This window comes from Alcaligenes sp. GCM10023179 (genome assembly GCF_042653705.1).
Lineage (GTDB): Bacteria > Pseudomonadota > Gammaproteobacteria > Burkholderiales > Burkholderiaceae_B > Alcaligenes > Alcaligenes phenolicus.
Window position 1 is genome coordinate 496789 of sequence record NZ_JBHSIQ010000003.1, and the last position, 24632, is coordinate 521420.

General features: G+C 55.9%; 28 protein-coding genes. 19 read left to right on the forward strand and 9 right to left on the reverse strand.

Annotated features, from left to right (window positions below):
* Positions 1-4: 4 nt before the first annotated feature.
* Both ACFPDR_RS16175 and ACFPDR_RS16180 read left to right on the forward strand, forming a co-directional pair.
* Entirely contained in the window at positions 5-1045 is a 1041-nt protein-coding gene (locus ACFPDR_RS16175) for a hypothetical protein (RefSeq protein ID WP_060185897.1), read from the forward strand.
* 137 nt (positions 1046-1182) lie between these two features.
* A complete protein-coding gene (locus ACFPDR_RS16180; protein ID WP_321291223.1) occupies positions 1183-1644 on the forward strand; it encodes a GNAT family N-acetyltransferase in 462 nt (153 codons plus the stop codon).
* 105 nt (positions 1645-1749) lie between these two features.
* Here ACFPDR_RS16180 and ACFPDR_RS16185 read toward each other — a convergent pair whose 3' ends face one another.
* Together ACFPDR_RS16185 and ACFPDR_RS16190 are read right to left on the reverse strand one after the other, a co-directional pair.
* Positions 1750-2124 (reverse strand): DsrE family protein, encoded by a 375-nt coding sequence (locus tag ACFPDR_RS16185; protein WP_009454590.1) that lies wholly within the window; start codon positions 2122-2124, stop codon positions 1750-1752.
* A 21-nt stretch (positions 2125-2145) separates the two neighbouring features.
* Positions 2146-2490 (reverse strand): carboxymuconolactone decarboxylase family protein, encoded by a 345-nt coding sequence (locus ACFPDR_RS16190; RefSeq protein ID WP_376911488.1) that lies wholly within the window; start codon positions 2488-2490, stop codon positions 2146-2148.
* 119 nt (positions 2491-2609) lie between these two features.
* Here ACFPDR_RS16190 and ACFPDR_RS16195 point away from each other — a divergent pair, with 119 nt between their 5' ends.
* From ACFPDR_RS16195 to ACFPDR_RS16210, 4 genes are all read left to right on the forward strand, one after another.
* Positions 2610-2921 (forward strand): ArsR/SmtB family transcription factor, encoded by a 312-nt coding sequence (locus tag ACFPDR_RS16195; RefSeq protein WP_321291222.1) that lies wholly within the window; start codon positions 2610-2612, stop codon positions 2919-2921.
* A gap of 87 nt (positions 2922-3008) precedes the next feature.
* A complete protein-coding gene (locus ACFPDR_RS16200; RefSeq protein WP_009454584.1) occupies positions 3009-3206 on the forward strand; it encodes a YgaP family membrane protein in 198 nt (65 codons plus the stop codon).
* Between the two features lie 197 nt (positions 3207-3403).
* Positions 3404-3952 (forward strand): zeta toxin family protein, encoded by a 549-nt coding sequence (locus ACFPDR_RS16205; RefSeq protein WP_009454582.1) that lies wholly within the window; start codon positions 3404-3406, stop codon positions 3950-3952.
* A complete protein-coding gene (locus ACFPDR_RS16210) occupies positions 3945-4133 on the forward strand; it encodes a hypothetical protein (protein WP_009454580.1) in 189 nt (62 codons plus the stop codon). Before ACFPDR_RS16205 ends, ACFPDR_RS16210 begins: the two co-directional genes overlap by 8 nt.
* Positions 4134-4354: 221 nt before the next feature.
* On the opposite strand, the gene ACFPDR_RS16215 is transcribed toward ACFPDR_RS16210, so the two are convergent.
* Positions 4355-5191, reverse strand: a complete 837-nt coding sequence (locus tag ACFPDR_RS16215) for an AraC family transcriptional regulator (RefSeq protein WP_060185896.1) — start codon at positions 5189-5191, stop codon at positions 4355-4357.
* Between the two features lie 285 nt (positions 5192-5476).
* Here ACFPDR_RS16215 and ACFPDR_RS16220 point away from each other — a divergent pair, with 285 nt between their 5' ends.
* A complete protein-coding gene (locus tag ACFPDR_RS16220) occupies positions 5477-7147 on the forward strand; it encodes a 2-isopropylmalate synthase (RefSeq protein WP_376911546.1) in 1671 nt (556 codons plus the stop codon).
* Between the two features lie 194 nt (positions 7148-7341).
* Here ACFPDR_RS16220 and ACFPDR_RS16225 read toward each other — a convergent pair whose 3' ends face one another.
* The 3 genes from ACFPDR_RS16225 to ACFPDR_RS16235 all read right to left on the reverse strand — a co-directional run bounded on the left by ACFPDR_RS16225 (position 7342) and on the right by ACFPDR_RS16235 (position 9701).
* The gene (locus ACFPDR_RS16225) at positions 7342-7812 is read right to left on the reverse strand and encodes a MarR family winged helix-turn-helix transcriptional regulator (RefSeq protein WP_009454574.1); all 471 of its coding nucleotides are present in this window, start codon (positions 7810-7812) and stop codon (positions 7342-7344) included.
* A gap of 33 nt (positions 7813-7845) precedes the next feature.
* Complete coding sequence (locus ACFPDR_RS16230; RefSeq protein ID WP_374698034.1) at positions 7846-8721, reverse strand: alpha/beta fold hydrolase; 876 nt, start codon at positions 8719-8721, stop codon at positions 7846-7848.
* 107 nt (positions 8722-8828) lie between these two features.
* Entirely contained in the window at positions 8829-9701 is an 873-nt protein-coding gene (locus ACFPDR_RS16235) for a LysR substrate-binding domain-containing protein (protein ID WP_374698035.1), read from the reverse strand.
* A 143-nt stretch (positions 9702-9844) separates the two neighbouring features.
* On the opposite strand from ACFPDR_RS16235, the gene ACFPDR_RS16240 reads away from it, so the two are divergent.
* The 12 genes from ACFPDR_RS16240 to ACFPDR_RS16295 all read left to right on the forward strand — a co-directional run bounded on the left by ACFPDR_RS16240 (position 9845) and on the right by ACFPDR_RS16295 (position 22233).
* Complete coding sequence (locus ACFPDR_RS16240; RefSeq protein WP_374698036.1) at positions 9845-11020, forward strand: muconate/chloromuconate family cycloisomerase; 1176 nt, start codon at positions 9845-9847, stop codon at positions 11018-11020.
* A 68-nt stretch (positions 11021-11088) separates the two neighbouring features.
* The gene (catA, locus tag ACFPDR_RS16245) at positions 11089-12024 is read left to right on the forward strand and encodes a catechol 1,2-dioxygenase (RefSeq protein WP_009454566.1); all 936 of its coding nucleotides are present in this window, start codon (positions 11089-11091) and stop codon (positions 12022-12024) included.
* Between the two features lie 125 nt (positions 12025-12149).
* Positions 12150-12845 carry a 3-oxoacid CoA-transferase subunit A gene (locus ACFPDR_RS16250; protein ID WP_009454565.1) on the forward strand — a complete coding sequence of 232 codons (696 nt, stop codon included), beginning with the start codon at positions 12150-12152 and terminating at the stop codon, positions 12843-12845.
* A 26-nt stretch (positions 12846-12871) separates the two neighbouring features.
* Positions 12872-13540, forward strand: a complete 669-nt coding sequence (locus tag ACFPDR_RS16255; protein WP_035268747.1) for a 3-oxoacid CoA-transferase subunit B — start codon at positions 12872-12874, stop codon at positions 13538-13540.
* The gene (gene pcaD / locus ACFPDR_RS16260; RefSeq protein WP_376911489.1) at positions 13537-14340 is read left to right on the forward strand and encodes a 3-oxoadipate enol-lactonase; all 804 of its coding nucleotides are present in this window, start codon (positions 13537-13539) and stop codon (positions 14338-14340) included. The genes ACFPDR_RS16255 and pcaD overlap by 4 nt, the downstream gene beginning before the upstream one ends.
* Before the next feature lie 33 nt (positions 14341-14373).
* Entirely contained in the window at positions 14374-14649 is a 276-nt protein-coding gene (gene catC / locus ACFPDR_RS16265; RefSeq protein ID WP_009454559.1) for a muconolactone Delta-isomerase, read from the forward strand.
* 267 nt (positions 14650-14916) lie between these two features.
* The gene (locus ACFPDR_RS16270) at positions 14917-16080 is read left to right on the forward strand and encodes a benzoate/H(+) symporter BenE family transporter (protein ID WP_376911491.1); all 1164 of its coding nucleotides are present in this window, start codon (positions 14917-14919) and stop codon (positions 16078-16080) included.
* Positions 16081-16097: 17 nt separating this feature from the next.
* Entirely contained in the window at positions 16098-17360 is a 1263-nt protein-coding gene (locus tag ACFPDR_RS16275; protein ID WP_374698038.1) for a GTPase, read from the forward strand.
* Complete coding sequence (locus ACFPDR_RS16280; RefSeq protein WP_321386668.1) at positions 17360-18901, forward strand: GTPase; 1542 nt, start codon at positions 17360-17362, stop codon at positions 18899-18901. Before ACFPDR_RS16275 ends, ACFPDR_RS16280 begins: the two co-directional genes overlap by 1 nt.
* 269 nt (positions 18902-19170) lie before the next feature.
* Entirely contained in the window at positions 19171-20109 is a 939-nt protein-coding gene (locus ACFPDR_RS16285) for a ZIP family metal transporter (protein ID WP_060186076.1), read from the forward strand.
* Between the two features lie 290 nt (positions 20110-20399).
* The gene (locus ACFPDR_RS16290) at positions 20400-21014 is read left to right on the forward strand and encodes an ABC transporter ATP-binding protein (protein WP_088453247.1); all 615 of its coding nucleotides are present in this window, start codon (positions 20400-20402) and stop codon (positions 21012-21014) included.
* A 109-nt stretch (positions 21015-21123) separates the two neighbouring features.
* Positions 21124-22233: a class II histone deacetylase gene (locus ACFPDR_RS16295; protein ID WP_376911492.1), complete on the forward strand. Its 1110-nt coding sequence runs from the start codon at positions 21124-21126 to the stop codon at positions 22231-22233.
* A 46-nt stretch (positions 22234-22279) separates the two neighbouring features.
* On the opposite strand, the gene ACFPDR_RS16300 is transcribed toward ACFPDR_RS16295, so the two are convergent.
* The 3 genes from ACFPDR_RS16300 to ACFPDR_RS16310 form a co-directional block, all read right to left on the reverse strand.
* Positions 22280-23215, reverse strand: a complete 936-nt coding sequence (locus tag ACFPDR_RS16300) for a helix-turn-helix domain-containing protein (RefSeq protein ID WP_009454544.1) — start codon at positions 23213-23215, stop codon at positions 22280-22282.
* Positions 23216-23447: 232 nt separating this feature from the next.
* Entirely contained in the window at positions 23448-24059 is a 612-nt protein-coding gene (locus tag ACFPDR_RS16305; protein ID WP_009454542.1) for a superoxide dismutase, read from the reverse strand.
* Between the two features lie 53 nt (positions 24060-24112).
* The gene (locus tag ACFPDR_RS16310; protein WP_021446677.1) at positions 24113-24592 is read right to left on the reverse strand and encodes a hypothetical protein; all 480 of its coding nucleotides are present in this window, start codon (positions 24590-24592) and stop codon (positions 24113-24115) included.
* Between the last annotated feature and the right edge of the window lie 40 nt (positions 24593-24632).

Sequence of the window (24632 nt, forward strand, 5' to 3'; positions counted from 1 at the left end):
TGGAATGTCTGTAGAGGTATTGGGATCAGCCAGCATCGAGTCCATTTTTGCGAATATGGACCAGGTTGCAGAGCAATGTGGAGAGCAGTTTCCCTTGTTCAGACAGTCCTCGTCCGAGCAGTGGACCTTGTCGCGACGTGGCTCCTGGTTAGGGGGCTTCTGGGCGGGTTTGTGGTGGCGACGCGCCCTGATCAGCGGTCAGGAGCAGGATAGGGAGCAGGCGCTGAACTGGAGTCAGAAGCTGCAAGTCTGGCTGGAAGAGCCCAGCATCAATCGAAGCTTTGTGTTCTGGTATGGCTCCGGCCTGGGCAGCATCTGGCATGGGGATAGAGAGGCCGAAGCCCATGTCGATCAGGCTGCACAAGCTCTGCTGAACAGCTTTGATGCCTCCAGTGGCTTCTGGCCCTTGGGTTCCGGGATGGGGGGCGGGGAGGCGGGCAATCACATGTTGAATGTGGATGCTCTGGCTCCTACGCTTTTAGTGCTGGATGCGCAGGGTGGGCCGGTGGCGCGTCAGTTTGGGCAGTGGCATGTGGATGCCTGCCTGCGTTATCTGCAAAAACGCAGCGGAGCCTGGCGCGATACGGTCTTGCTACGCGGGAACGATGTGTTGGCCGAGCAGGGCGCTGAAACCTGGCAACGAGGGCAGGCCTGGGCCATGTTGGGAATGGCAACCGCAACGCGCTTGTATGACAGAAAGTCCTATGCTCAAGCAGCCCTGAATGCCTGCCGATATTGGCACGAGCGTTGGGGGAAGTTTGCGCATGGCTTTTTGACGCAGGAGTCCCCACTAAGTCCGGTCGACCGTTCAGCCTGGGCGATTGCTTCTTTGGCTATGTATGAGCTGTGGCAGATTCTGCCGGAACAACAATGGCTGCACGAGCAATCGCGCTTGTATCTGGATGCCTTGCTGACCCCTGAGTTAAGTGAAACAGGGCGTTTTGTGGGACATCTTTACAAAGTTGCGCCGGGGCAGTCTGAACTGGTGGAATCGGCCTGCGCCAGCTTCTTTTTGCTGGAGGCTTTGTTGGCGCATTCGGCTTGAAGATAGGCCATAGACAGCTTGCTTGCTCCCCTTGAATGCTCAAGGGGGCGGCTCTATCGGTATGATGTGCGCTTGAGTGTTCTTGATGGCCTTTCAATGCAGGAAAGCATCAAACACAAGGAGCGGGTTTTCATCCTATGGCAGCCGTAAAAGAACAAACTTCTATACAGATCCGATCCGCCATTCAGGCAGATTATGAAGGCTTGCTGGCCCTTGACACGGTAGCGTCGCAGGAGCCTGAGCGTGCCTTGCAGATTCAGGGCTGCATTCAGAAATCGCAGTGTTATGTGGCTGAGCGAGAAGGCATCTTGTTGGGCTATGGCGTCTTGAATTACCACTTCTTTGGCCACGGCTTTGTCGAGATGCTGATGGTGGGGGAGTCTGGTCGGGGGCAGGGCATTGGCTCGGCTTTGCTGCGATATTTCCGGCAGATTAGTCAGACAGAAAAGCTGTTTTCTTCTACCAACCAATCCAATCAGGCCATGCATGGCATGTTTCAGAAATTGGGCTTTCGACGTAGCGGCGTGATTGAAAATCTGGATGAAGGCGACCCGGAGATTGTGTACGTTTCTCTGGCTAATACAGAGCCAGAAGCATAGGGGCCAAGGCAGACTTGCTGAATTGAATGCCAGTATTTTGTATTGAAAAAGCAGGCCAAAACACAAAAATGGTTTGGCCTGTTTTGCATCTGAGGAAGCAGCGTATCAGGAAATCTGCAAAGAGCCTGTTGCGCCCATCAGCAGGTCGATCACATCCGGCGCGGAAATGATTTCAAAGCGTGGGTCCATCTGCTCGGCGCTCAGGCCGTTATGCAGCATGCAGGACTTGCACACGGCCACGCGTCCACCTTGCTCCAGGTACTTCTTCAACAGCTCTGCTGCCGGTTCAAAGGGGGCACCAATACTGATGGGGTCGGCGGCACCGGGTACACCCAGCGCGACTCCTTCAGCCATCAGAATCAGGCAGGCGCTATGTCCCTTCTGAACCGCATTGACAGCCATGGTCAGGGCCACGGTTACTTTGTCGGGATTGCCCTGGGCATGGAACAGCGTCGATACAAAAGCAGCGGGTTTAGGCATCACAATTCTCCTTGTTTCGGTTCAAGACTTGAATTCATTGAATGCGGCAACGGCATTGGCCGCGTACATCACGGATGGACCACCGCCCATATAGATCGCAACCCCCAAGGCTTCATGTACTTCTTCCAGACTGGCTCCCATCTGCGCCAAGGCCTTGCTATGAAAGCCTATGCAGCCCTCGCAATGAATGGCTACGCCAATTGCCAAGGCTATCAATTCTTTGGTTTTGGCATCGAGGGCGCCGCCTGTCATGGCGGCCTTGCCCAGATCTCCAAACCCTTTCATCACGTCGGCTTGGGTCTGACGTAGCTGCGCCAGATTGCTGGAAATGCCTTGGGTCAGTTGCTTGTAGCTAGTTTCACTCATGCATGACTCCTGTCGTATTAACAAAAGCAAAGGAATACTGAAATTGTTGACTGCATTAATTCAGTATATGCTAAATTAAGATTTATCTAAATTAATGCGCAAGAAAAGCTGGATAAACCATGATCCAAAGCAAATCCGACATCGAGCTGTTGCAAGAGAGCGCTGATCAGGCGGCCGCTTTGTTGCAGGCGGTGGGCAATCCCAAACGCCTGGTGATTCTGTGTCTCTTGATTCAGCAAGGCGAGATGAGTGTGGGAGCACTGAACGAGATGGTGGCGCTAAGCCCCTCGGCCCTGTCGCAGCATTTGGCGCGCATGCGCCAGGAAGGTTTGGTCAGCTACCGGCGCGAGGCGCAAACCCTGTATTACCGCATTGAGGACCCGAATGTCGCCACCTTGATTGGCATCTTGAAAGATATTTTCTGTCCCTGAGCCTGATGGCATCAGGGGCGGGGCGCATCGCCTGCAGGCCATCGCCCGACCCGTTTTCCCCTTGCTTCTTTGTTAAAAGGATTCGCCATGAAAAGCAATGTAGGTGGTTTGGATCGTATTGCTCGTATCGTTGTGGGTGTGGTGCTGATTGCGCTGGCAGTCACGAACGTCATCGGCTGGTGGGGGTGGCTGGGCCTGATTCCTCTGATCACGGGGCTGGTCGGTTTTTGCCCGCTGTACCCCATGCTGGGCCTGAGCACCTGCCCGCTGAAAAAACGTCAATAGATCACTCGCTATGGCCTGGTAGCGGGTCATTCCCGCCTGCTCCTTGAAAAGGCTCCTTGTGCTCAAGGAGCCTTTTTATCGCCTGAAAACTCGCCTTGGCCAACGGATGCGTGGCGGCCAAAGCAAGGCGCTTGGCTGGCCTTTTCGCCAATGTATGATACAAATCTGTTCAATGTGGACATTGTTTAGGTGTATTTATGTCTGGCAACAACGCTGACACGGGCAAGAGCAAAAAGATTCTGATCATTGCTGGCCCGAACGGGGCAGGCAAGACGACGTTTGCGCGCTCTTTCCTCCCGGCCGAGGCGGAGGTGCTGCGCTTTATCAATGCAGATCTGATTGCTGCAGGTTTGTCGCCTTTTGCGCCAGAAAGCGCAGCCATCAAAGCGGGTCGTTTGATGCTGGACGAATTGAAAGAAGCGGTTCGCCTGGGCGAGAGCTTCGCGCTGGAAACGACCTTGTCTGGCCAAGGCTATGTGCGCCATATTGAAAAATGGCAGGCGCAGGGCTATCGCGTCAGCTTGTATTTTTTAAGTCTGCCCGATGCGGATATGGCGATCGCGCGAGTGGCAGAACGGGTACGTCAGGGTGGACATAACATCCCTGAGCCCGTCATTCGTCGCCGCTTTGCGGCTGGCATGAAGAACTTCCTGCATCATTATCGGGATACCGTGGATGATTGGGTTTTGTACGATAACGCAGGCAGTGTGCCAGTCCTGTTGGAGTGGGGAGAGAAAGATGAATAAAGAAGATATTTCCAAAGCAAAAAACCCGGACTTGCGCGCTTCGTTGGCCGCCTTGGAGCGTGCAGCGCAGTCGGCACGTTTTGTGGCCATGCAAACCAATACCTCGGTGGTCTTGGTAGAGAACGGCAAGATGATCAAGCTCTCGGCAGAGCAACTGCGGCAGGAAGTCTGCAAGAGTTGATGACGCTGGGCTGCGATCGCGGTCCTGGCCTGCTCGCGTCGTACTTTTGTTGCTGCTGAATAGCTGGTGTTGTGAGGAACTCAAGAGGGCGATGGGTCTTGTAGACAGGCCTGAGATGGCCGCATGAATATCCGTATAGCGCATGGAATCAGCCAGAAAGCAGGCTGGCAGACTAAGTAGTTACTCCAATCTGCCAGACATCCTTGTCGTCGAGATTGGCTTCAGACCATGCCCGCATCATGCTCCCTATCAGGGTACTGGCTCAAAGTCGCCAGAAACTCCGAAGGCGGATACGCAAAGGTCTTTTTAAAGGCTACTGAATAAGCGCTCAAACTTTCATAGCCACTTTCCAGCGCCGCCTGCGTGATGGATCTGCCTTGCAGCAGAAACTGGATCGAGGCCATCAAGCGCATCTGTTGCCGCCATTTCCCCAGATTCATCCCCGTGCTTTTCAGAAAGCGCCGATGCAAGGTTTTCGGCGTCAAGGCGTATTGCTGCGCCACCTCATCCATCGTTTTTTGCTGGGCTGGCGAGCGCACCAGGTCTTCGCAAATCCGTCGCATCAATTCCTCTTGCGGCCAGGGCAAATGAAAAGGCAGGGGATGCAGCACGCGCAACTCTTCTATCAATAGCTGTCCCAGTAAGGCGTCTCGTAACGGTGGGTTCTCTTGCGGAATCACCCGCACCAGTGCTGCAATCAATTCACGCACCAGTGGTGTGACATGGATCACGCAATCGTGGTCCGGTAATTGTGCGGCCAGAATTTCATCAATAAATAAACCATGCACATTCACGGCGGTGGTGGCATTGAGCTGATGCGGCACGCCGGGTCGCAACCAGACGGCGGTGGTCGGGGGCACCAGCCACTGGCCGGTGTCGGCCTGTACCAGCAGCACCCCTTCCGTGGCATACAAAAGATGCCCCCGGTGGTGGCGATGGCGGGGCACTTCATGGCCGGCAGGGTAATGCTCGATCACCCCGCTGACCAGCAAGGGCGAGGTATCGGAGTGAGACAAGTCCAGTGCTCGCCCACCGCGTTCAGGGGATGCGTAGCCCATATTCAGGAATGTCCAAAAAAATAAAACAAATGACTATTTTTTGATAGAAGGCCAAGTGTCTTGCAGTCTAAAGTGCTTTTATCGTCTTCATCAAGCACTTTGGGATTGAACCTGTCGTGACTCATTTGCACTTGCTATCGCTAGGCCTACTAGCCCTGACATCCGGTCGGGGTCCGTACGCCTGTGTGTGCGAATGGTCCTATCCTGGTTTCCCCAGACCCCGACTGTAGCCAGCTCCTTGGAGTAGGGAAGCCAGGTATGTCATTCCCTATATTCGAGGTTCCCATGCTGACTGATCCTTCCCACAAATACCGTCCCTTTCCTGTCGTCAATTTGCCCGATCGCCAGTGGCCGCAGCGCACCCTGAGCCAAGCGCCCGTGTGGCTGTCTACCGATTTGCGCGACGGCAACCAGGCCTTGTTCGAACCCATGAATCGCGACCGTAAATTGCGTCTGTTTCAGGAGCTGGTCCGTATTGGCTTCAAGGAAATCGAGGTGGGTTTTCCGTCTGCCTCGCAAACCGATTTTGATATCGTCCGGCAACTGATTGACGAGGGCATGATCCCGAACGACGTCACGCCTATGGTCATTACCCAACTGCGTGAGGATTTGATCGAGACCACGGTACGCAGCGTGGCGGGCGCGCGTCGTGTGATTGTGCATTTCTACAATGCGATTGCTCCCGCTTTCCGGGAAATCGTCTTCAAGATGGAGGTGCCGCAAATCATCGAGATGGTGCGTCACCATGTGGAGGTGTTCAAGCGCCTGACGGCCAAGCACCCGGAAACGGAGTGGGTGCTGCAATACTCACCTGAAACGTTCTGCATGGCAGAGCTGGAGGTGTCGCTGGCTGTCTGCAATGCGGCTATTGATGCCTGGGGCGCGGGTCCAGCGCGGCCCATGATTATCAATCTGCCCACCACGGTGGAAGTGACGACAGCGAACGTCTTTGCTGATCAGATTGAATGGATGGATCGCCATTTGAATAGGCGCGAACATATCGTTCTGTCGGTACACCCGCATAATGATCGCGGAACGGGCGTTGCTTGCGCTGAACAAGCCATGCTGGCCGGCGCACAGCGTGTCGAGGGGTGTCTGTTTGGCAATGGCGAGCGCAGTGGCAATCTGGATGTGGTGACCTTGGCCCTGAATCTGTATACCCAGGGTATCTCTCCGAATCTGGATTTCTCTGACATCTCGGCAGTAGCGCGTATCGCGGAAGAGGCCACGTCCTTGCCCATTCACCCACGTCACCCGTATGTGGGCGATCTGGTCTTTACCGCCTTTTCCGGTTCCCATCAGGACGCGATTGCCAAGGGCTTTGCGGTGCAGAAAGAAGATGCCCCCTGGCGTGTACCTTATCTGCCAGTCGACCCCAAGGATTTGGGCCGCACCTACGACAGCATCGTGCGTGTCAACAGCCAGTCCGGCAAAGGAGGCATCGCTTTTCTGCTGCAACGCGACTACGGCATTGTGATGCCGCGCCGCATGCAGGTGGAGTTCAGTGCCATTGTTCAGCAGATTGCCGATTCCAGCGAAACGGAGCTGAACAGCCAGCAGATTTGGGAACTGTTTGAGACCACCTATTTGCAAGCCAATCAGCGCCAGGGGAACAACAGCTACCGAGCACATCGCCTGTTCGATGAGGCACAAGGGCTGCAGGGCATAGAGCTGCAATGCGTCAATGCCAATGGCGAGACTGAAATCTATACCGGAACGGGCAATGGCCCGATTGCGGCGACGGTGGCGGCCTTGAACCTGCCTTTGCGCATCGATAGTTACGAGGAACGCAGCCTGGGTTCAGGAGCGGACGCTTGCGCGATGGCGATGGTGGAAGCGGTCATGCCCGGTGTGCCTGGTTCGAAATTTGGTGTGGGCAAGCACGCGAATATCATTACGGCCAGTGTGATGGCGGTGATGAATGCGGCGGCACGTTTTGAGGAGGTCGAGGCATAAGCAGCCATCAAGCTGCGATGGGCCGCGCTAGCTTCTGTGTGTAACACAACGGCGCGGGCCCCTTTGAAGGCTAAGTGGCTCTGAGTCACGGGGCGACTCTGCTCGAAGAATGCTTCACATAGCGAGCGGATAAAACCGCATTCACGTCCCTGGCTTACGAAAAACGGACACTCTTTACATTCAAGTAAATGCGATCAAGCAGGCAATTCGTCTTTTTGATCAACATTCTTGTCTGTGGGCAGGTCTAGATTCACCACCTGGCTTAACCAGCGTGCCACCACCTTCAGTTCATCCTCCGTAAAGCCGTCGGATAGTTGCTGATTCAAGTCCTGCAAGGTTGATTTGGCCTTGATGCTGGCTTCTTCTCCGGCGGGAGTCAGCGTCAGGCAAATCTTGCGTGTATCCACATCGTCCGTCAGGCGTTGAATCAGGCCTGCTGCCTGCATGCGTTTGGACAGTCCGGTAATCGCAGCCGGTGCGACTTGCAAGGCGCTGGCTGCTTCTCCCACCGTGACCGAGCCTTGAGAGCGAATCAGGAACAGCATGCCAACTTGGGCCGCGCTGATATCTGTCCATGCCGAGGGCTGCTTCTGAATCCAGCGCTGCAAAGCCTTGTGGGCATGGTTCAACAAAAAGACAAAACGTGGCTGTGATTTCTGGCTCATTGTGGCGATGGCTGGATAGATATCGGTTAGACGTCAGGAATTCGATGCGGGGCCGGATTCGCTTTGTGCGATCAGCCAGTCGACCACTATAGGCCAAAGTGCCTCGGCGTTGCGTTTACGAAAGAAGCCCATGTGACCAATATGCGCCAAACCCAGCTGCTTGTGCTCCAGTTGATGCCTTTCTATACGGGCCTTGCCTAGTGGTTCCAACAGCCGGGAAATAGCTCGCGGATTGGCCCAGGGGTCATCATCAAAACCCAGAACCAGCAAGGGAATATCGACCTGGCTAGCGCGTTCTTTGGCATCCAGCTGTGGATCGTCATAAAAATAATGGGGCTTTTGCGTCCAGCGGCTCCATTGCTGCATGACGCCACGTGGAAGGTCCTCGCCAAAGCCCAAACGCCGGGTCGGCATATAGCTGTAAAGGCCGCACAGTACGGGAGTAAGTACCCGCATGATCAGCCCCACCCGAAAGCGCTCCATGGGCTTTTCAATTAAAGCGGTAACCCCCGCATGTGACGCAATCATCACGGCAGCTTTCACGGAGCGAGTCGCGGGGGAGATAGCAATCGCATGGCCGCCAACGCTATGACCAACAGCCAACATGGGCAAGCCGTTAAAACGATGGGCGACCCAGTCTGTGACGTAAACCGCATCCTCCAGCATCCAGTCGGACATGGAAACATCGCATTGGCGTATATCTTTCTGACGAGATCGGCCTATACCCCGGTAGTCGTAGCTCAGAACAATGAATCCCAGACTGTTCAGATGTTCTGCAAAAGGACGATAGAAATCCTGTGGGACGCCGGTGGCGGGGTGAATGATGATGGACGCTTTGGCATCAGGAGCTGGCCATAAGGTCGCGCTGATCGGGTCTTTTCCAGCCTGCTGAATCGTCACCTGTTGCATGCTTGTCTCTAATTTTAGTTAACGTGTTAATGATATTAGAGTGGCTTCAGAAGTGAGTCAATCCGGGCACAAAGGGGAAGGGGGGTGTTAGTGACGACAGTCAGACCTTACATTTCAGCGACCAACCCCTTGATCGCCTCGATATACCAAGCCTGATCGTTCATCCTGTGCGTCAAGATAATCGGTGAAGTCGCCTGCGGTTCTTCGATCAAGCGGTAGTGCAGATCGTTGCGCAGACGAGCCGAGGTTGGGATCAAGCACAAGCCAGAATCGGCAGCCACCAATCCCAAGGCCGCTTGAATTTCCCCGGCCTCATAAACTTCGGCCGGGCGCACGCTGTGATCGTGCAGCAGGTGCAGAACGTGGTCTGCGAAGCTGGGTCTGGGTTCTTTGGGATACACAATCAGCTTTTGGCCTTGCACTTTTTTCAGGCTCAATGGCTTGTCTGAATTGGCCAGATCCGAGCTGGGGGGAATGGCCAGGGCCAGTTGTTCTTCCCGCAATACTGTTCTTTGTACGGATGCATCATTCAGTCGTATTCGCCCAAAACCCACATCAATTCGCCCGGACTTCAAGGCCTCCAGCTGCTGCATGGAGGTCAGCTCCACCGTTTGCATATCCACTTCCGGATATTGATGGCGCAACTTGCGCATCAAAGCGGGCAGGCCACCGTAGAGGGTAGAAGCCACAAAACCTATCGACAGGGTTTGTCGTTGGTGCAGCCCGATTTGCCGTGTTGTATGCACCAGTTGATCGACCCGGCTCAGAATCTGCAGAGACTGTTCATAAAACACCCGTCCGGCTTCGGTCAGCCGCAAGGGCCGGTTATTGCGCAGCAGCAGTGTGACGCCCAGCTCCTCTTCCAGCAATTGGATCTGTCGGCTAAGCGGGGGCTGGGCCATGTGCAGGCGCTCCGAAGCCCGAGTGAAGTTGCGGGTTTCGGCAACGGCCACAAAATATTTGAGCTGACGTAGATCCATAAGGGAAAACCATACCTAGGCTGAATTGATGGTGTTTAGTTTCTTGATTTTTAATATTTATATCAGAAACTATACTCTAAAGGTATAGAACTAGACCTATTTAGTCTTGGAAATAACGGGCCTGCTTCGTGTTCAATCAAGGCATGGAACACACGCGATCTTCTCAACTATTAGCAGCTCCAGCCCTGATCGAAAGGGTGGAGACTTTGCTGCTGGATCTGCCTACGATCCGTCCTCATCAATTGGCGATGACGACCATGCAAGGCCAGACTTTGATGCTGGTGCGCTTGTACTGTTCGGACGGTACGGTGGGTGTAGGCGAGGGCACGACCATTGGTGGTCTGGCCTACGGTGCCGAGTCGCCCGAAGGTATGAAGCTGGCCATCGACACCTACTTCACTCCCTTGCTGCTGGGCGCCAATGCCAGCGCCGTGCCGGCTTTGATGGCTCGCTTGAACACGGCGATTCAGGATAACCGTTTTGCCAAGAGTGCGGTAGAAACCGCGCTGTTTGATGCCCTGGGCAAGCGCACCGGTCTGCCGGTTTCGCACCTGCTGGGTGGCCGCATGCGCGACAGCCTGCCTGTTGCCTGGACACTGGCCTCGGGTGACACCGCCAAGGATATTGATGAAGCCGAGCGCATGCTGGCGCAGGCTCGTCACCGTATTTTCAAACTCAAGATTGGTCGCCGCCCGGTAAAGGACGATGTGGCGCATGTAGCGGCTATCAAGAAAGCGATGGGTGATCGCGCCGATGTTCGCGTGGATGTGAACATGGCCTGGAGCCCCTTGCAGGCCCAGTACGGTATGGCTGGCCTGGTCGATGCCGGGTGCTCGCTGGTGGAGCAGCCAGTGCGTCGTGCTGATGCTCTGGCCGATCTGAAAGGTCGTTTCCCGATTGCCTTGATGGCCGATGAATCCCTGACCGGCCCGGCCTCTGCGTTTGCGCTGGCCCGTGATGGCGCCGCCGACGTGTTCGCGATCAAGATTGAACAGTCCGGTGGTTTGCGTGCAGGTTTGCAAGTAGCAGCGATTGCCGAAGCCGCCGGTATTGAGTTGTATGGTGGCACCATGCTGGAAGGCGCGATCGGCACGATTGCCGCTGCCCATGTGTTTGCCACAGTGAGCCAATTGCAGTGGGGCACGGAACTGTTCGGGCCCTTGCTCTTGACCGAGGAAATCCTGGCAGAGCCACTGAATTACAGCAATTTTGAATTACAGATACCTCAAGGGCCGGGTTTGGGTATCGTACTGGACGAGGATCGTGTCCAGTATTTCCGCCGCGACAGGACACAAGTCAGTGTTGGCTCGGCTGCCTAGGCGCAATAAGAAGCCAGTCGTAGCGGCTTTGCTTGGAACACTTTTTTCAGGATATTAGGAGACACAGAATGAGCGTTAAAATTTTTGACACCCCCGATGTACAAGACTTCCTGCGTTTGGCCTCTGGCCTGGATCAGCCCGGTGGCAATCCACGCGTCAAGCAAATCATGTACCGCATCATCAGCGATCTGTTCAAGACCATTGAAGATCTGGAAATCACCAACGACGAGTACTGGGCAGCCGTGGCTTACCTGAACCGTCTGGGTACGGCCAGCGAAGCCGGTTTGCTTTCTCCCGGTCTGGGCTTTGACCGTTTCCTGGACATGCGCATGGACGCCATGGACAAGGAACTGGGTCTGGACAACGGTACGCCACGCACCATTGAAGGTCCTTTGTACGTATCGGGCGCTCCTGTGGCGCAAGGTTTTGTTCGCCTGGATGACGGTTCCGATACCGCTGGCGAAACCCTGATCATGCACGGCGTCGTGGCTGGTGCGGACGGCAAGCCTATTGCGGGTGCTCAGGTTGAAGTCTGGCATGCCAATACCAAAGGCTTTTACTCGCACTTTGACCCCACCGGCGAGCAACAGCCCTTCAATATGCGCCGCACCATCATTACCGATGAAAACGGTCGCTACAAGTTCCAGAGCATTGTGCCCAAGGGCTACGGCTGTCCACCGGATGGTCCTACCCAAGGCCTGCTGAACGAGCTGGGCCGCCACGGTAACCGTCCTGCGCACATTCACTTCTTTGTGACGGCTCCTGGCCACCGCAAGTTGACCACGCAGATCAATATCGACGGCGATCCGCTGGTGTACGACGACTTCGCCTACGCTACTCGCGATGGTCTGGTGCCACCGCTGACCGAGCACACGGATCCTGCCCGCATCGCTGCCGAAAACCTGGATGGTCCTTTTGCAGAGATCGTGTTTGATATTTCCTTGACCCCCTTGGTCGATGGCAAGGACAACCAGATCGTGAATCGTCCACGTCTGGCTGCCTAAGTCTTGCTTCAGTCCAGGGCCTGTGTTTGCCAAGTCAAACCAGGCCCTGGGCTGACTTGTTTTTGCTGTGCCTGACGTAAGGGCTGAGCCCATCCGTAGCGTCAGTGCTTTATACGGAGAACGGAGTGATCGATAAACAGGTAAGCAGTGTTGCACAGGCTTTGCATGATGTGCAGGACGGCGCCACGATTCTGGTCGGTGGTTTTGGAACGGCTGGCATACCCACAGAGTTGATCGACGGTCTGATCGAGCAAGGTGCTCGCGACCTGACTATCGTCAACAACAATGCGGGTAATGGCGATGTGGGGCTGGCGGCTTTGCTTAAAACAGGCCGGGTTCGCAAAATTATTTGCAGCTTCCCCCGTCAGGCTGATTCCTGGGTATTTGATGACTTGTATCGCAGCGGCAAGATCGAGCTGGAGTTGGTGCCTCAAGGCAATCTGGCCGAACGATTGCGCGCCGCCGGTGCGGGTATCGGTGGCTTTTTCTGCCCGACAGGCTATGGCACAGAACTGGCCAAGGGCAAGGAAACACGTTTGATCAATGGTCGCTGGCATGTCTATGAAGAGCCCATTCATGGAGATGTCGCCCTGATCAAGGCCGAGCGGGGGGACCGTTGGGGGAATTTGACCTACCGCATGGCGGCGCGCAACTTTGGTCCGGTCATGGCGACCGCAGCTCGTACCACCATTGCCAGTGTGTTTGAGCTGGCCGAACTGGGTCAACTGGACCCCGAAACCATTGTGACGCCCGGCATTCATGTGCGTCGCGTCGTGGTGGTGCCACGCAGTCGCACAGAAGCAGGTGGGTTCAAGGCATGAACGGACAGAGCATGAAGGGGGACAGCATGACGCTCAATTATCAGCGCCGCAGTAAAGACGAATTGGCGCAGCGCGTCGCCCAGGACATCCATGACGGCGCCTATGTGAATCTGGGTATTGGCATGCCAACTCTGGTAGCCAACCATTTGCCCGCTGGTGTGGAAGTGGTACTGCACAGCGAGAACGGTATCCTGGGCATGGGCCCGGCACCGGCTGCCGGGCAGGAAGATTACGATTTGATCAATGCGGGCAAGCAAGCGGTGACGCTGCTGCCCGGTGGTGCGTTTTTCCATCATGCCGACAGCTTTGGCATGATGCGTGGCGGCCATCTGGATATTTGTGTGCTGGGTGCCTTTCAGGTGTCGGCAACCGGCGATCTGGCCAACTGGAGCACGGGTGAGCCCGGCGCGATTCCCGCCGTAGGCGGTGCCATGGATCTGGCCATTGGTGCCAAGCAAACCTGGGTCATGATGGATGTGCTGACCAAGCAAGGCGTCAGCAAGCTGGTTGAGCAATGCAGCTATCCCTTGACCGGCCTGGCTTGCGTGAAACGCGTATATACCGATTTGGCCACCCTGGCTTGCACGCCAGAAGGTTTGCAGCTGATTGATCTGGTGCCTGGTTTGACGCATGAAGCGCTGGAAGAAATGATTGGTTTGCCCATTGCCGCGGCAAAGCAGGGAGAGGGCCAATGACGGTCAGCCCCAGCGCCTTGAATACCGAGCGGGGCATGTTCCGCGTCAGCGTGGAAGGTGATCCGCTGGCCCCGGCCCTGATTCTGAGCAACTCCCTGGGCACCACGCAAGAGATGTGGGACCCGCAGGTGGCAGGTTTCGCCCAGTCCTATCGTCTGATCCGTTATGACACCCGTGGTCATGGCGGCAGTCCGGTCACGCCTGGCCCATACCGCTTCAAGGATTTGGGGCGTGATGTGCTGGCGATTCTGGATGCGCTGGATATTGAGCGCGCTGCGTTTTGTGGTCTGTCCATGGGCGGTCATACCGGCTTGTGGTTGGGGGTGAATGCCCCGGAGCGTTTGAATGCGCTGATCGTGTGTAATAGCGCCGCCAAGATTGCTACCGCTCAAGCCTGGCAGGAACGCGCCGAAGCCTTGCGTCAAGGCGGCGCCGCTCAGATGCGTACTTTGGCGGATTCGGCGCCTTCGCGCTGGTTTGGTGAAGTCTTTATCCAGCAATCGCCGGAGCTGGTAAAAGCGATGCAGGACAGTCTGGCCAAGCTGGACCCGCTGGGTTACGCCGCCTGCTGCGATGCCTTGGCCGAGTCGGATCTGCGTGATCAGATCAGCCGTATTTCGGCACCGACCCTGCTGGTCGCTGGCCAGTGGGACCCGGTCACCACGGTGGCCGATGCCCAGGCCATGCAAGCCAATATTCCTGGCTCCAAAGTGGCGGTCGTACCGGCCTCGCATCTGTCCAATCTGGAAGCGCCCGAAGCCTTCGAGCGCGCCGTATTGAATTTTTTAGCCCAGGCCTGAGTGCCCGAGCGCTTGTTTTTAGAAAGGAACACCATGCTTTATCTGGTTCACATGATTGTTGATATCCCTGACTCCCTGCCAGCCGAAGAGGCTGCCCGTATCAAGGCTGAAGAAAAAGCCTACTCGCAGGATCTGCAACGCTCGGGCAAGTGGCCGCATATCTGGCGCGTGGTGGGTCAGTACGCCAACTACAGCGTATTCGATGTCGAGAGCAATGAAGAGCTGCACAATCTGCTCAGCGCCTTGCCCTTGTTCCCTTACATGCAGATTTCCGTGACTCCCTTGGCGACGCACCCGTCGGCCATTTAAGTTTCAGGGGCAGTTAAAAGGGCCCCCACGCTCCGCCTTTGGCTTGCGCTCCGCCTCGCGGGCTGCATGCCGCTCGGATTCGCCAGGCACACAGCAGTCCGCAATGGACTACTGTGTGTCCCGGCTCATCCCCGAGGGAGCGCTTTTTACCGGGGGCGCCGAGCCTTAGGGCGGCCCGGCAGTAAAAAACTCAGGCTGCGATCCCAGCGCAGCCTGAGCACCGAGTAAAGTTGAGAATTCAAACAAAAAGACTGGGGAGACAAAACGATGGGATTGAAAAGTGGATCGGCGTCGGTCTGGGTGGCCGGATTTTTGTCGGTGTTGATCGCCTATGCCGGTCCTTTGCTGATCTTTATTCAGGCCGCACAAGTGGGCCGAATTGCAGACGCGGAGTTGATCTCCTGGATTTGGGCGATTTCCATAGGCGCTGGTTTGAGCGGTTTGTTCCTGAGCGCGTATTTGAAGCTGCCCATTATTACAGCCTGGTCCGCACCGGGAACGGCTTTGCTGCTGACTCTGTTTCCAGGCATCACCATGCCTGAAGTGGTGGGGGCGTATCTTAGCGCTGCCTTGATTATCGTCGTCATTGGTCTGACAGGCGGTTTTGAAAAGATTCTTTCCTTCATCCCCAAGGGCATTGCTGCGGGCATGATGGCCGGTATTTTGCTCCAGTTCGGTATGGCGGCGTTCAAGTCCAGCAGCGACATGCCCGCCATCGTATTGGTTATGTTGGCGGTGTACTTGCTGGGCAAGCGTTTTTTGCCGCGTTACGCGATTGTGCTGGTGGCCTTGTCCGGATTTGTGATGGCCATGGCCAGCGGGCAAGTGCATATGGAAGCGTTCCAGCTGGAGCTGGCCAGTCCGGTGTGGGTCAGCCCCGAATTCAATATTGCGACCTTGTTGAGCCTGACCTTGCCCTTGGTGCTGGTCAGTTTGACGGGGCAGTATCTGCCCGGCATGGCGGTCTTGCAGTTGGCGGGTTACCCCACGCCATCGCGCCCCGTGTTGGCTGGCACCGGTTTGGCCTCGATGTTGGTGGCCTGTTTTGGGGGCATCACCATTGTGCTGTCGTCCATTACCGCCGCTTTGTGTACGGGCAAGGATGCCCATCCTGATCCCGACAAGCGCTATGTGGCTGGTATTGCCAATGGCGTGTTTTATCTATTGGGCGGCACCTTTGCCGGCTCGATTGTGTATTTATTTACGGCTTTGCCCGCCTCCTTGATTGCAGCCCTGGCGGGTCTGGCGTTGATAGGGGCCATTGTGGCCAATGTGCGGGTGATGGTCAGTGAAAGCGGCTATATCGAGCCGTCTGTCATCACATTTTTAACCACCGCATCAGGTATGAGCTTGTTTGGACTGGGCGCTGCATTTTGGGGCGTGGTGTTTGGCTTGGTGGCTTATCGCTTGCTTGGGTCCAAACATAAGTGAAACAAAAGGAAGAGACTATGAATCAGTTGGCACTATCCCTTGATCAAGTATTGGAGCCTGTGTTGGCCGTGTTGCCACAGCGCCGCTGGGATCTGGATCGTTTGCGCGTTCTCTTGCAATTGAACGTGCCGCCAACTGTGACCGTAGTCGGTAAATACAATCACGGCAAAAGTCGTCTGCTCAATGAGTTGATGGGCAGTGATGTTTTCAATGTGGCTGATCGCCGTGAAACTGTCGCATTGGCCGAGCATGTGCATGAAGGGGTGCGCTGGCTGGATGCGCCCGGTCTGTACGCAGACGTGGCCTTGCAGGACGATGCTCTGGCGCGTGAAGCCATGGGTTTGCAGGCGGATATTCGTCTGTTCGTCCACGCGGCCAAAGAGGGCGAGCTGGACGCGCTGGAAAGCAATTTGCTGCAAGAGCTGGCCGCAGACCATCAGCGTTCGCAGCGTCAGAACCTGATGGTCATCAGCCAGATTGACCAGTTGGCCGATGACGAGCAGCAAGAAAAAGTGCTGGGCGCGATTCAGCAGCAGTGTGCCGGTGTGACACTGCACCCCGTGTCCAGCACCCGCTATCGTCAGGGCCGTGATGGGGGCAAGCAGCGCATGCTGGAGAAAAGCGGAATTCCCGCTTTGCAGGCTTCTTTGGAAGCGGCCTTGAAACGTGTGCCGCAAGCCCGCGAGTTCGAGCGTGAAGCCTTGCTGACCGAACTGACGCAAGAACTGAACGCCTTGCAGCAAACGCAAGAGCAAAGCCTGCATAGCCTGCAGCAGACGCAAAAGCAGCAGCACATTGATTTTGTGGACGGTCTGCGCAAGATTCTGGAAGGCATCGAGAAGGATCTGGAGCCGGTGGTCAATGCCCCCGGCGTGGATCATTCCCTGGTGCCGGATACCTTCGAGTTTGGTTTCAAGATGACGGCAGGCAAGCAAGAGCGTGCCCGTTTGCAGATTGCCTATTCGCGTGCGTGTATTGCGATCAATGGGCATCTGGTGGAATACGGTGCCGTAGGCTTGCCAGCGGCCCAACGTACCTCGGTGCGCAGCATGGATACCGTCATGATTGCGGTGATGGGTGTGTCGGTGAAGTACCGAGATGATCTGCGTCGTATTTTCTGCGAGCAGGCGGGTCGCGACAAGCTGGTTCAGGATTTCACCCATTATTTTGAAGTCTCGGATGGCCGTGTTGCTTTGGAGAAGCAGATCGAGGCGACTGAAAATCAGCTTGAGCAAACGCGTCAGGCTTTGGAAGGTCTGTCCACCTTGGAGCATGCGTAATGTCGGTGGAAAGCACGTTTATCAAGGCGGTTGCGCAGCTCAATCCTGCCAGTCAGGATATGCAGCCCGCTATTGCCAAGATGGAGCAGTGGCTGGCGGATTTGGGCCAGACGACCGTGGCGCAAGCCTTGTCCTGCACGGCTTTGGCCGAGCAGGGGACATTGGCGCACAGTGCTCGACAACTGAATCAGCAGTTGCAAGAACAAAAAGAGGCCTGGGCGGCTTCCTGGTCTGCATTGGCACCCGCGCAGGAGTTGGCGGATCGTTTCCGCGATCGCATTATGTTGCTGGTGTTTGGCTCCTTTAATGCCGGTAAAAGCTCCTTGTGTAATTTCCTGGCGGACCGCTTTCGTCGTCAGGGTCATAGCGTGGATTTCTTCCGTCTGGCCGATGGGCAGATGCAACCCATGCCTGAAGGTTTTCAGGAAGGGGCAACGGAAACCACGGTTGCCTTGCAAGGGGTGTGTCTGGGCGAGAAGCTGGTGTTGCTGGATACCCCCGGCTTGCACTCGGCCAATGCGCATAACGCTGCTTTGACACAGCAGTTTCTGGAAAGCACGGATGCGCTCTTGTGGTTGAGCAGTTCCAGCGCACCGGGGCAAGTACAGGAGTTGGGCGATTTGCTGGTGGAATTGCGCCGCAACAAGCCCTTGCTGCCGGTGATTACCCGCAGCGATCGCATCGAGGAAGATGAGATCGACGACGAGATTGTCAAAGTGCTTTGCAACAAGACGGCCGATAACCGCCAGTTGCAGGAAGAGGACGTGATGACGCGGGCAGCGCAGGCCCTGAACCATTGGGGCTTGGGCAGTGACTTGCTCAAACCGGCCTTGTCCCTGTCTGTGCATATGGCGCGCAGTCAGCAGGATGAACAGCAGGGCTTGGAGCAGGCGGGCTTCGAGCGCTTGTATCTGGCAGTGCAGAACCTGCTGAAGCCTGCCTTGGCATACAAGCAGCGTAAACCTGCCGAGCTGCAATTGCACCATATAGAAGAAGTGATTCTGAGTCCCTTGACGCAAACGCTGGAGCAGGCCGCTACCCAATTGCGTCAGCGTATTGAAGAGCAAACGCTGGTACTGCAAGGAGCCGTGCAAGCTCTGACAGAAGGCACCTGGCGGCGAGTGGTGCCCCAATTGCCCGAAGTACTGGAAAAACATGCCGCCCAGCAAGATGTTGCCGCTGTGCGTACCGAACTTGGCCAGAACTTGAGCGAGGCGTTTGCGGAGTTAAGCCAGACTATCCTGGCGAATTTCCAGTTGATGCAGCCAGACGTGCCGACACTGAATCTGCCTGCGCATATTGGCTATGAAGTGTTCCAGGAGCAGGGGGAAGGGCAAGCGCCGTTGATCGACTACAACCGTCTGTACATGAGCTTGAGTGATGGGGTGATGAATAGTGCCCAGGAGCTGGCGGAACAGGTCGTGGAGCAGGCCGAGCAAAGTCTGGAACAGCTCCAGCAAGAGCTGATTCAATTGGAAAATGCTGTGGCTGAACAGGCCCAGGTTTTGGAGGCAATCAAGCATCAATTGCATACTGCCTGAGCTAGTATTCATTCGGTTTTGCATCGCCATGCAAAGCGCAGATAACAGGCTGGATGGCTGTCAAACCCCAAGCTGATTTCATGGATTGTGGCTTATTTGTTGAAATGCTAATGAGAATTGTTAGCATTTCGATATTTATGTTTTAAATCGAAGATGAAGTCGCTATGATGGTTTGTACAGCATCCATGCCTTTGCAAGAGCCGTTTTACGGCTCTTTGCGTCTGTATCAGGCAAACCTGGATTGCGTAATTTTCTGGGGGCGCACGGCTATGAAACCGAAAACAAGCCACTACTTTTCACCCAATAAGGGAAGCTCGCCTCACTGGCGCCAACACCTGCGCCTGTGGGTTGGACTCATCATCTCCATGGGGGGCGTCTGGGCGCTCTGTCATCAGTTCTGGCTGTACGCACAAGATCACCCGGTGGTCTTGCAGGCCCTGGTGGGCGGCTCCATCGCGGCACTGGCCACAGCACTGGGCACCGTGCCCGTCATGTTTTCTCAAACCATGTCGCAGCGTACGCAAGATACGCTGTATGGCTTTGGGGCGGGGGTGATGCTGGCCGCTTGTGCTTTCTCGCTGGTTCTGCCGGGCCTGGAAGCGGCACAGAACCAGCAAGTGTTTGGCGGTGGTGCCTGGGGCGCGGGCTCCGCCGTGGGCCTGTCCATCTTGTTGGGTGCTGCAGCCTTGATGCTGCTTGATCGCATCCTGCCGCACGAACACTTCATCAAAGGGCGTGAAGGTCCTGGCAGTACGACGTCCACCAAGCTGCGCCGTACCTGGCTGTTTGTGATCGCCATTACGCTGCACAACTTCCCGGAAGGTCTGGCCATTGGCGTGGGCTATGTGGGCAATGAAGGGGTGCGTGCCAATGCGTTGGCTACGGGTATTGCCATTCAGGACGTGCCTGAAGGTTTGGTGGTGGCACTGGCCTTGTTGGCTGCTGGTTATAGCCGTACCTTCTCGGTAGTTTTGGGTATGGCCAGTGGTCTGGTTGAGCCGGTCGGGGCGGTGCTGGGTGCGGTGGCCGTCAGCAGCTCGCTGGTGCTTCTGCCTTTTGGTCTGGGCTTTGCAGCGGGTGCCATGCTGTTTGTGATCAGCCACGAGATCATTCCCGAATCGCACCGGCAAGGACATGAAACCTTTGCAACCGGCGGTTTGATGATCGGTTTTGTCTTGATGATGTTGCTGGATACGGCCTTGGGATAAGCAAGTCCACGCGGAGAAATAGCCTGAACAAGCTTGTCTTGTTTCAGGCTATTTTTTTGGTTTTGGCTGTAGACCCGCGCATGAATGCCTGGCAAGGCTGTGCCCGACAAGGTTTTTGCTCCATAGCTGCTGAACCCTGCATGGCCACAGCACAGCAAGCAGTCCAAACATCAGCCCATAAAGACCTATACTAAGGCCCCTGTTCGGGGCAGTCCCGTACTTGTTTTTTATCCCGCCTCGTCAGAGCATCTTTTGTCTGCCCAGGCGCTTCTTTGGCAGTGATTTCCAGCATGCTACGCATAGACAATCTCAGTAAAAACTATGGCGACTACCCCGTTTTCAAGGGGCTGACTCATACATTTCAGCCTGGCTGCGTGGCGCTCTGTGAGGAAGACAGTACCGGTAAATCCACCTTGCTGAATATCATTGCAGGTTTGCTCGAACCGGATGCGGGGGAAGTGTGGATAGACGGGCATTCGCTGATGAAAGCCCCCCGACAAGCCCGCGCCCGTATGGCTTATGTGCCGGACAACTGCATGCTGTTTCCGTCCCAGACTGGCCGCGAACTGCTGGAACAAATCGCCGCAGAAAAGAACACCCATGTGGATGACAATGCGCTGGATCTGGCCTGCCGATTAGGGCTGGAGCCACACTTGGACAAGCGCTTTGAGCAGATGTCGACAGGCACGCGCCGCAAGGTATTTCTGACGGCGGCGGCCTTGGGTGACCCGGCAGTGATCATTGCCGATGGCCCCAGCAATGGCCTGGATACGCAGGCTCGTGCCGCTTTGGCGGAGCAGTTCCAGATCTGGTCGCAAGACCGTGTTGTGCTGTTCGCCAGCTACGATGCCGAGTTGGTTGAGGCTTGCGGAGCAGAAATAATCAATATTGCCGAGCTGGTTTAGACCTTGGGGGGGGGCCGTCAGCCCATAAATTCGGCAATCCTACGGATTCTTTCCGCCGTTCAGATCCCTACTATGGTTCTGCCAGACAAACCAAAAGAAAGGAGACGACATGGCAACAGGATATATTTGGAACACTCTTTACGGCTGGGTAGATACGGGGACGGGCAGTCTTGCCTCGGCCAATCTGGGGGCCCGTTTACAACCGATCAGCCACCACTTGGCCCATCCCGATACGAAGCGCCGCTTTCACGAGCTGGTTTGCGCCTCCGGGCAAATTGATCATCTGACTAGCATCCAGGCCAAGCCTGCACGCGACAAGGATATTTTGCGTGTGCATACGGCAGAGCATCTGGAAAACATGAAGCGTGTCAGTGCCTTGCCAACCGGCGGCGACACCGGCGACGGCATCACCACCATGGGTAATGGCGGCCTTGAAATTGCCATGCTTTCTGCCGGTGGCGCCATTGAGATGGTCAAGAAAGTGGTCAGTGGTGAAGTCAGTAATGGCTACGCACTGGTAAACCCACCCGGCCACCACGCACCCCGTGCTGGTGCGATGGGTTTTTGCATTTTTAATAACACCTCGGTGGCCGCGGCGTACGCTCGCGAAGAACTGGGCCTGGATCGTGTCGCGATTCTGGATTGGGACGTGCATCACGGTAATGGTACGCAGGATATCTGGTGGAATGACCCTTCGGTTCTGACCATTTCCCTTCACCAGCATCTATGCTTCCCGGCCAATAGTGGTTTTACGACTGAGCGCGGCGAGGGCGAAGGCTGGGGCTACAACCTGAATATCCCATTGCCTCCTGGCGGTGGGAATGCCGCCTACCTCTATGCCATGGAAAAAGTGGTACTGCCTGCGCTGCGCGCCTATAAACCGCAGCTGATTATCGTGGGCTCGGGTTTTGATGCCAGCATGATGGACCCGCTGGCACGCATGATGGTGACGGCTTCCGGTTTCCGTCAGATGGCACGTCAAATTATCGACTGCGCCGAGGAAGTGTGTGAAGGTCGTATCGCTTTTGTGCAGGAAGGGGGGTACAGCCCGCATTACTTGCCATTCTGCGGTCAGGCTGTCATCGAGGAGCTGACCGGTGTACGTACGCTGGCTGATCCTTACGCGGACTTTCTGGGCGGGATGGGCGGCGATACGCTACTGGATGCGGAACGTGCTTGCGTGGACGAAGCCGCAGGCTTGTTGAGCGGTCTACGCTAATACGCTGTGATGTTCATGGTTTGAACGCTACTCCGGACCTTGTCGTTTAATGGCAGAGTCCGGGCACGGCAGCCAGGATAGCACCATGCGCATCCGGCACATACCAGTGATTCAGAGCCGCTTTCACAGCGGCTTCTGTGCGTCTGGTAATGCCCAGCTTGCGCAGCAAGGACGTGACATGCGAATGCACAGTGCGTTCGCTTAAAAACAGACTGGCCGCAATTTCCCGGTCGGTATAGCCCGTTACCAGCCAGCCCAGTACTTGCATTTCCTTGGCACTGAGCGCGGCGGGCAAGGGAGCGGGGACCAGTCGAACCAGAACATCCCCCTTGGGAAAACGCTGTGCTTGCAGTCGATAGCTTCGTTTGCCTTCCAACCAGAACGCTTGCAAGGTTGAGGTCTCCTGGCCCATGAAGGACAAGGCTTTAGCCAGTGCGGGGCTGAATTGGGAGGCATTGGAGAGCATGTCTTCACGCATGATCAGGCTGCCTGCCTGTGGCACCAAATGCAAGACGATGCCGTTTTGCGCGACCATGTTTTGCATGGCCTCTTCCAGCAGGATTTTTGCGCCCAGCGCCAGCGTGCGGACGTGGCGATTGAAGCTGCCGGCCTGTTGGGAAGAAAAGTGAATCATCCCCAGATAGGAATCCCCTCGCTGCAGTTCTACCGTCATGCCATCCTGAAATCCACCACGCAGCAGAGCATCGGTATAGATAGCAGTGCTGCGAAAAGGAGGATCCATGGTGTCCGAGCACTCGGAAATGGAGGGGGGTAGCAAATCGTGGGGAGAGGCTTGCGCCGTAAATCCGGGTGGATAGATTTGCGGAAAGCCTGTCCCCAAGGCAGAGGCACAGTTCAGGTTATAGCCTTCACAATGCAATTCCAGATGCGTACGGCTTTGTGGTGCACAGCCCAGAAGCTGCACCGCATCGAAGTGAAACAGGGAGCGTAGGGATTGAATACGATCGCAGAGACTCAACATGTGGGGGCCTGGGGATGTGTGTGGTAAGGGCGCTAACAATCAACATAGCGTTTGGTGATGCACTGCGCAATTGGGCCAAACCCAGGCGTGGATGCTGGACTGTGTAGGGATGTGCCCCTAAAGCCAAAACCCTCCGAAAGTGGAGGGTTGCTTGGAAAGGCGACAAGCTAAAGTGCTTGTTGCTACCTGTCTCCGAGTAAGGCGACAGGGTTTGACGGGGCGTAAAACCGCTTTATTTAACGGCTTCCAGGTATCGTCTCAGCACTTCGGGCCAATTAATCACATTGAAAAAGGCCGCAATGTATTCAGGCCGACGATTCTGATACTTCAGGTAGTAGGCGTGTTCCCACACATCCAGGCCCAGTATGGGCGTGTTGCCGTGCATCAGCGGGCTGTCCTGATTGCCGGTGCTCTCTACCACCAGCTTCTTTTCCGGGGTGACACTGAGCCAAGCCCAGCCACTACCAAAACGTGAGATCGCCGCTTTGGTAAAGGCATCCTTGAATGTCTCGAAACCGCCCAGATCCCGGTCTATGGCATAAGCCAGATCGTTGGGAAGGGTGCTATCGGCATCGGGCGTCATGACGGTCCAGAACAAGCTGTGGTTGGCATGACCGCCACCATTGTTGCGCACGACATTGCGCAGGGATTCAGGCAAGGTGTCCAGCCCGGCTACCAGCTCATCAATAGGCGGGTAGGGCAAGTTGGCCGCTTCCAGTGCCGCATTCAGATTATTGATATAGGTCTGATGATGTTTGCTGTAGTGAATCTCCATGGTCTGGGTGTCGATATGCGGCTCCAGAGCATGGTAGGCATAAGGCAGGGCAGGTAAGGTGTAAGACAAGACGCACTCCTCGATAAACCCCAGGCCGGTGGCGCCTGGGGGACAGAATGAAACTAATGAGAAAAAGAGCGTTCCTGCGGGCTGACCGCCCCTAAGAACAGGGCAGAGCAGGTAGGGACATGATGGGGGTAGCGTCGCGCATAGCGGGCCAGTTCGGCATAAGTGCGGCGGCTGTGTTGCCAGGCAGCCATGCGCCAGTCGTCCGCCAGACGGGTATTGGCAGCGGCGCAGCACAAGGTTTCATGAGCTGTGCACAGGTGCAGACCCTGTTCGTCACTTTGACCCAGTTGCTCGCAGGCATCGGCCAGATTCAAATGGGCAATGACCCAGGCGGCAATGGTGGCGTCGGCCCCTTCGCAAGAGCCAAACAGCAGCGGTTTCACATACGCACGAGCTTGCTGATAGTGCGTGATGGCATCGGTGTAATTGTGGGATTGAAAGGCCTGGTTGCCCTGTGTGATCAAATTGCGCCAGGAGGCCAGTTCGTCGCGTTGGGTAAGAGCGTGTTGGGACTGTTGGGCGAGTGTCTGCATGCATTGCTCCTGATAAAAGGTAGCGCATCAATAATGAAAT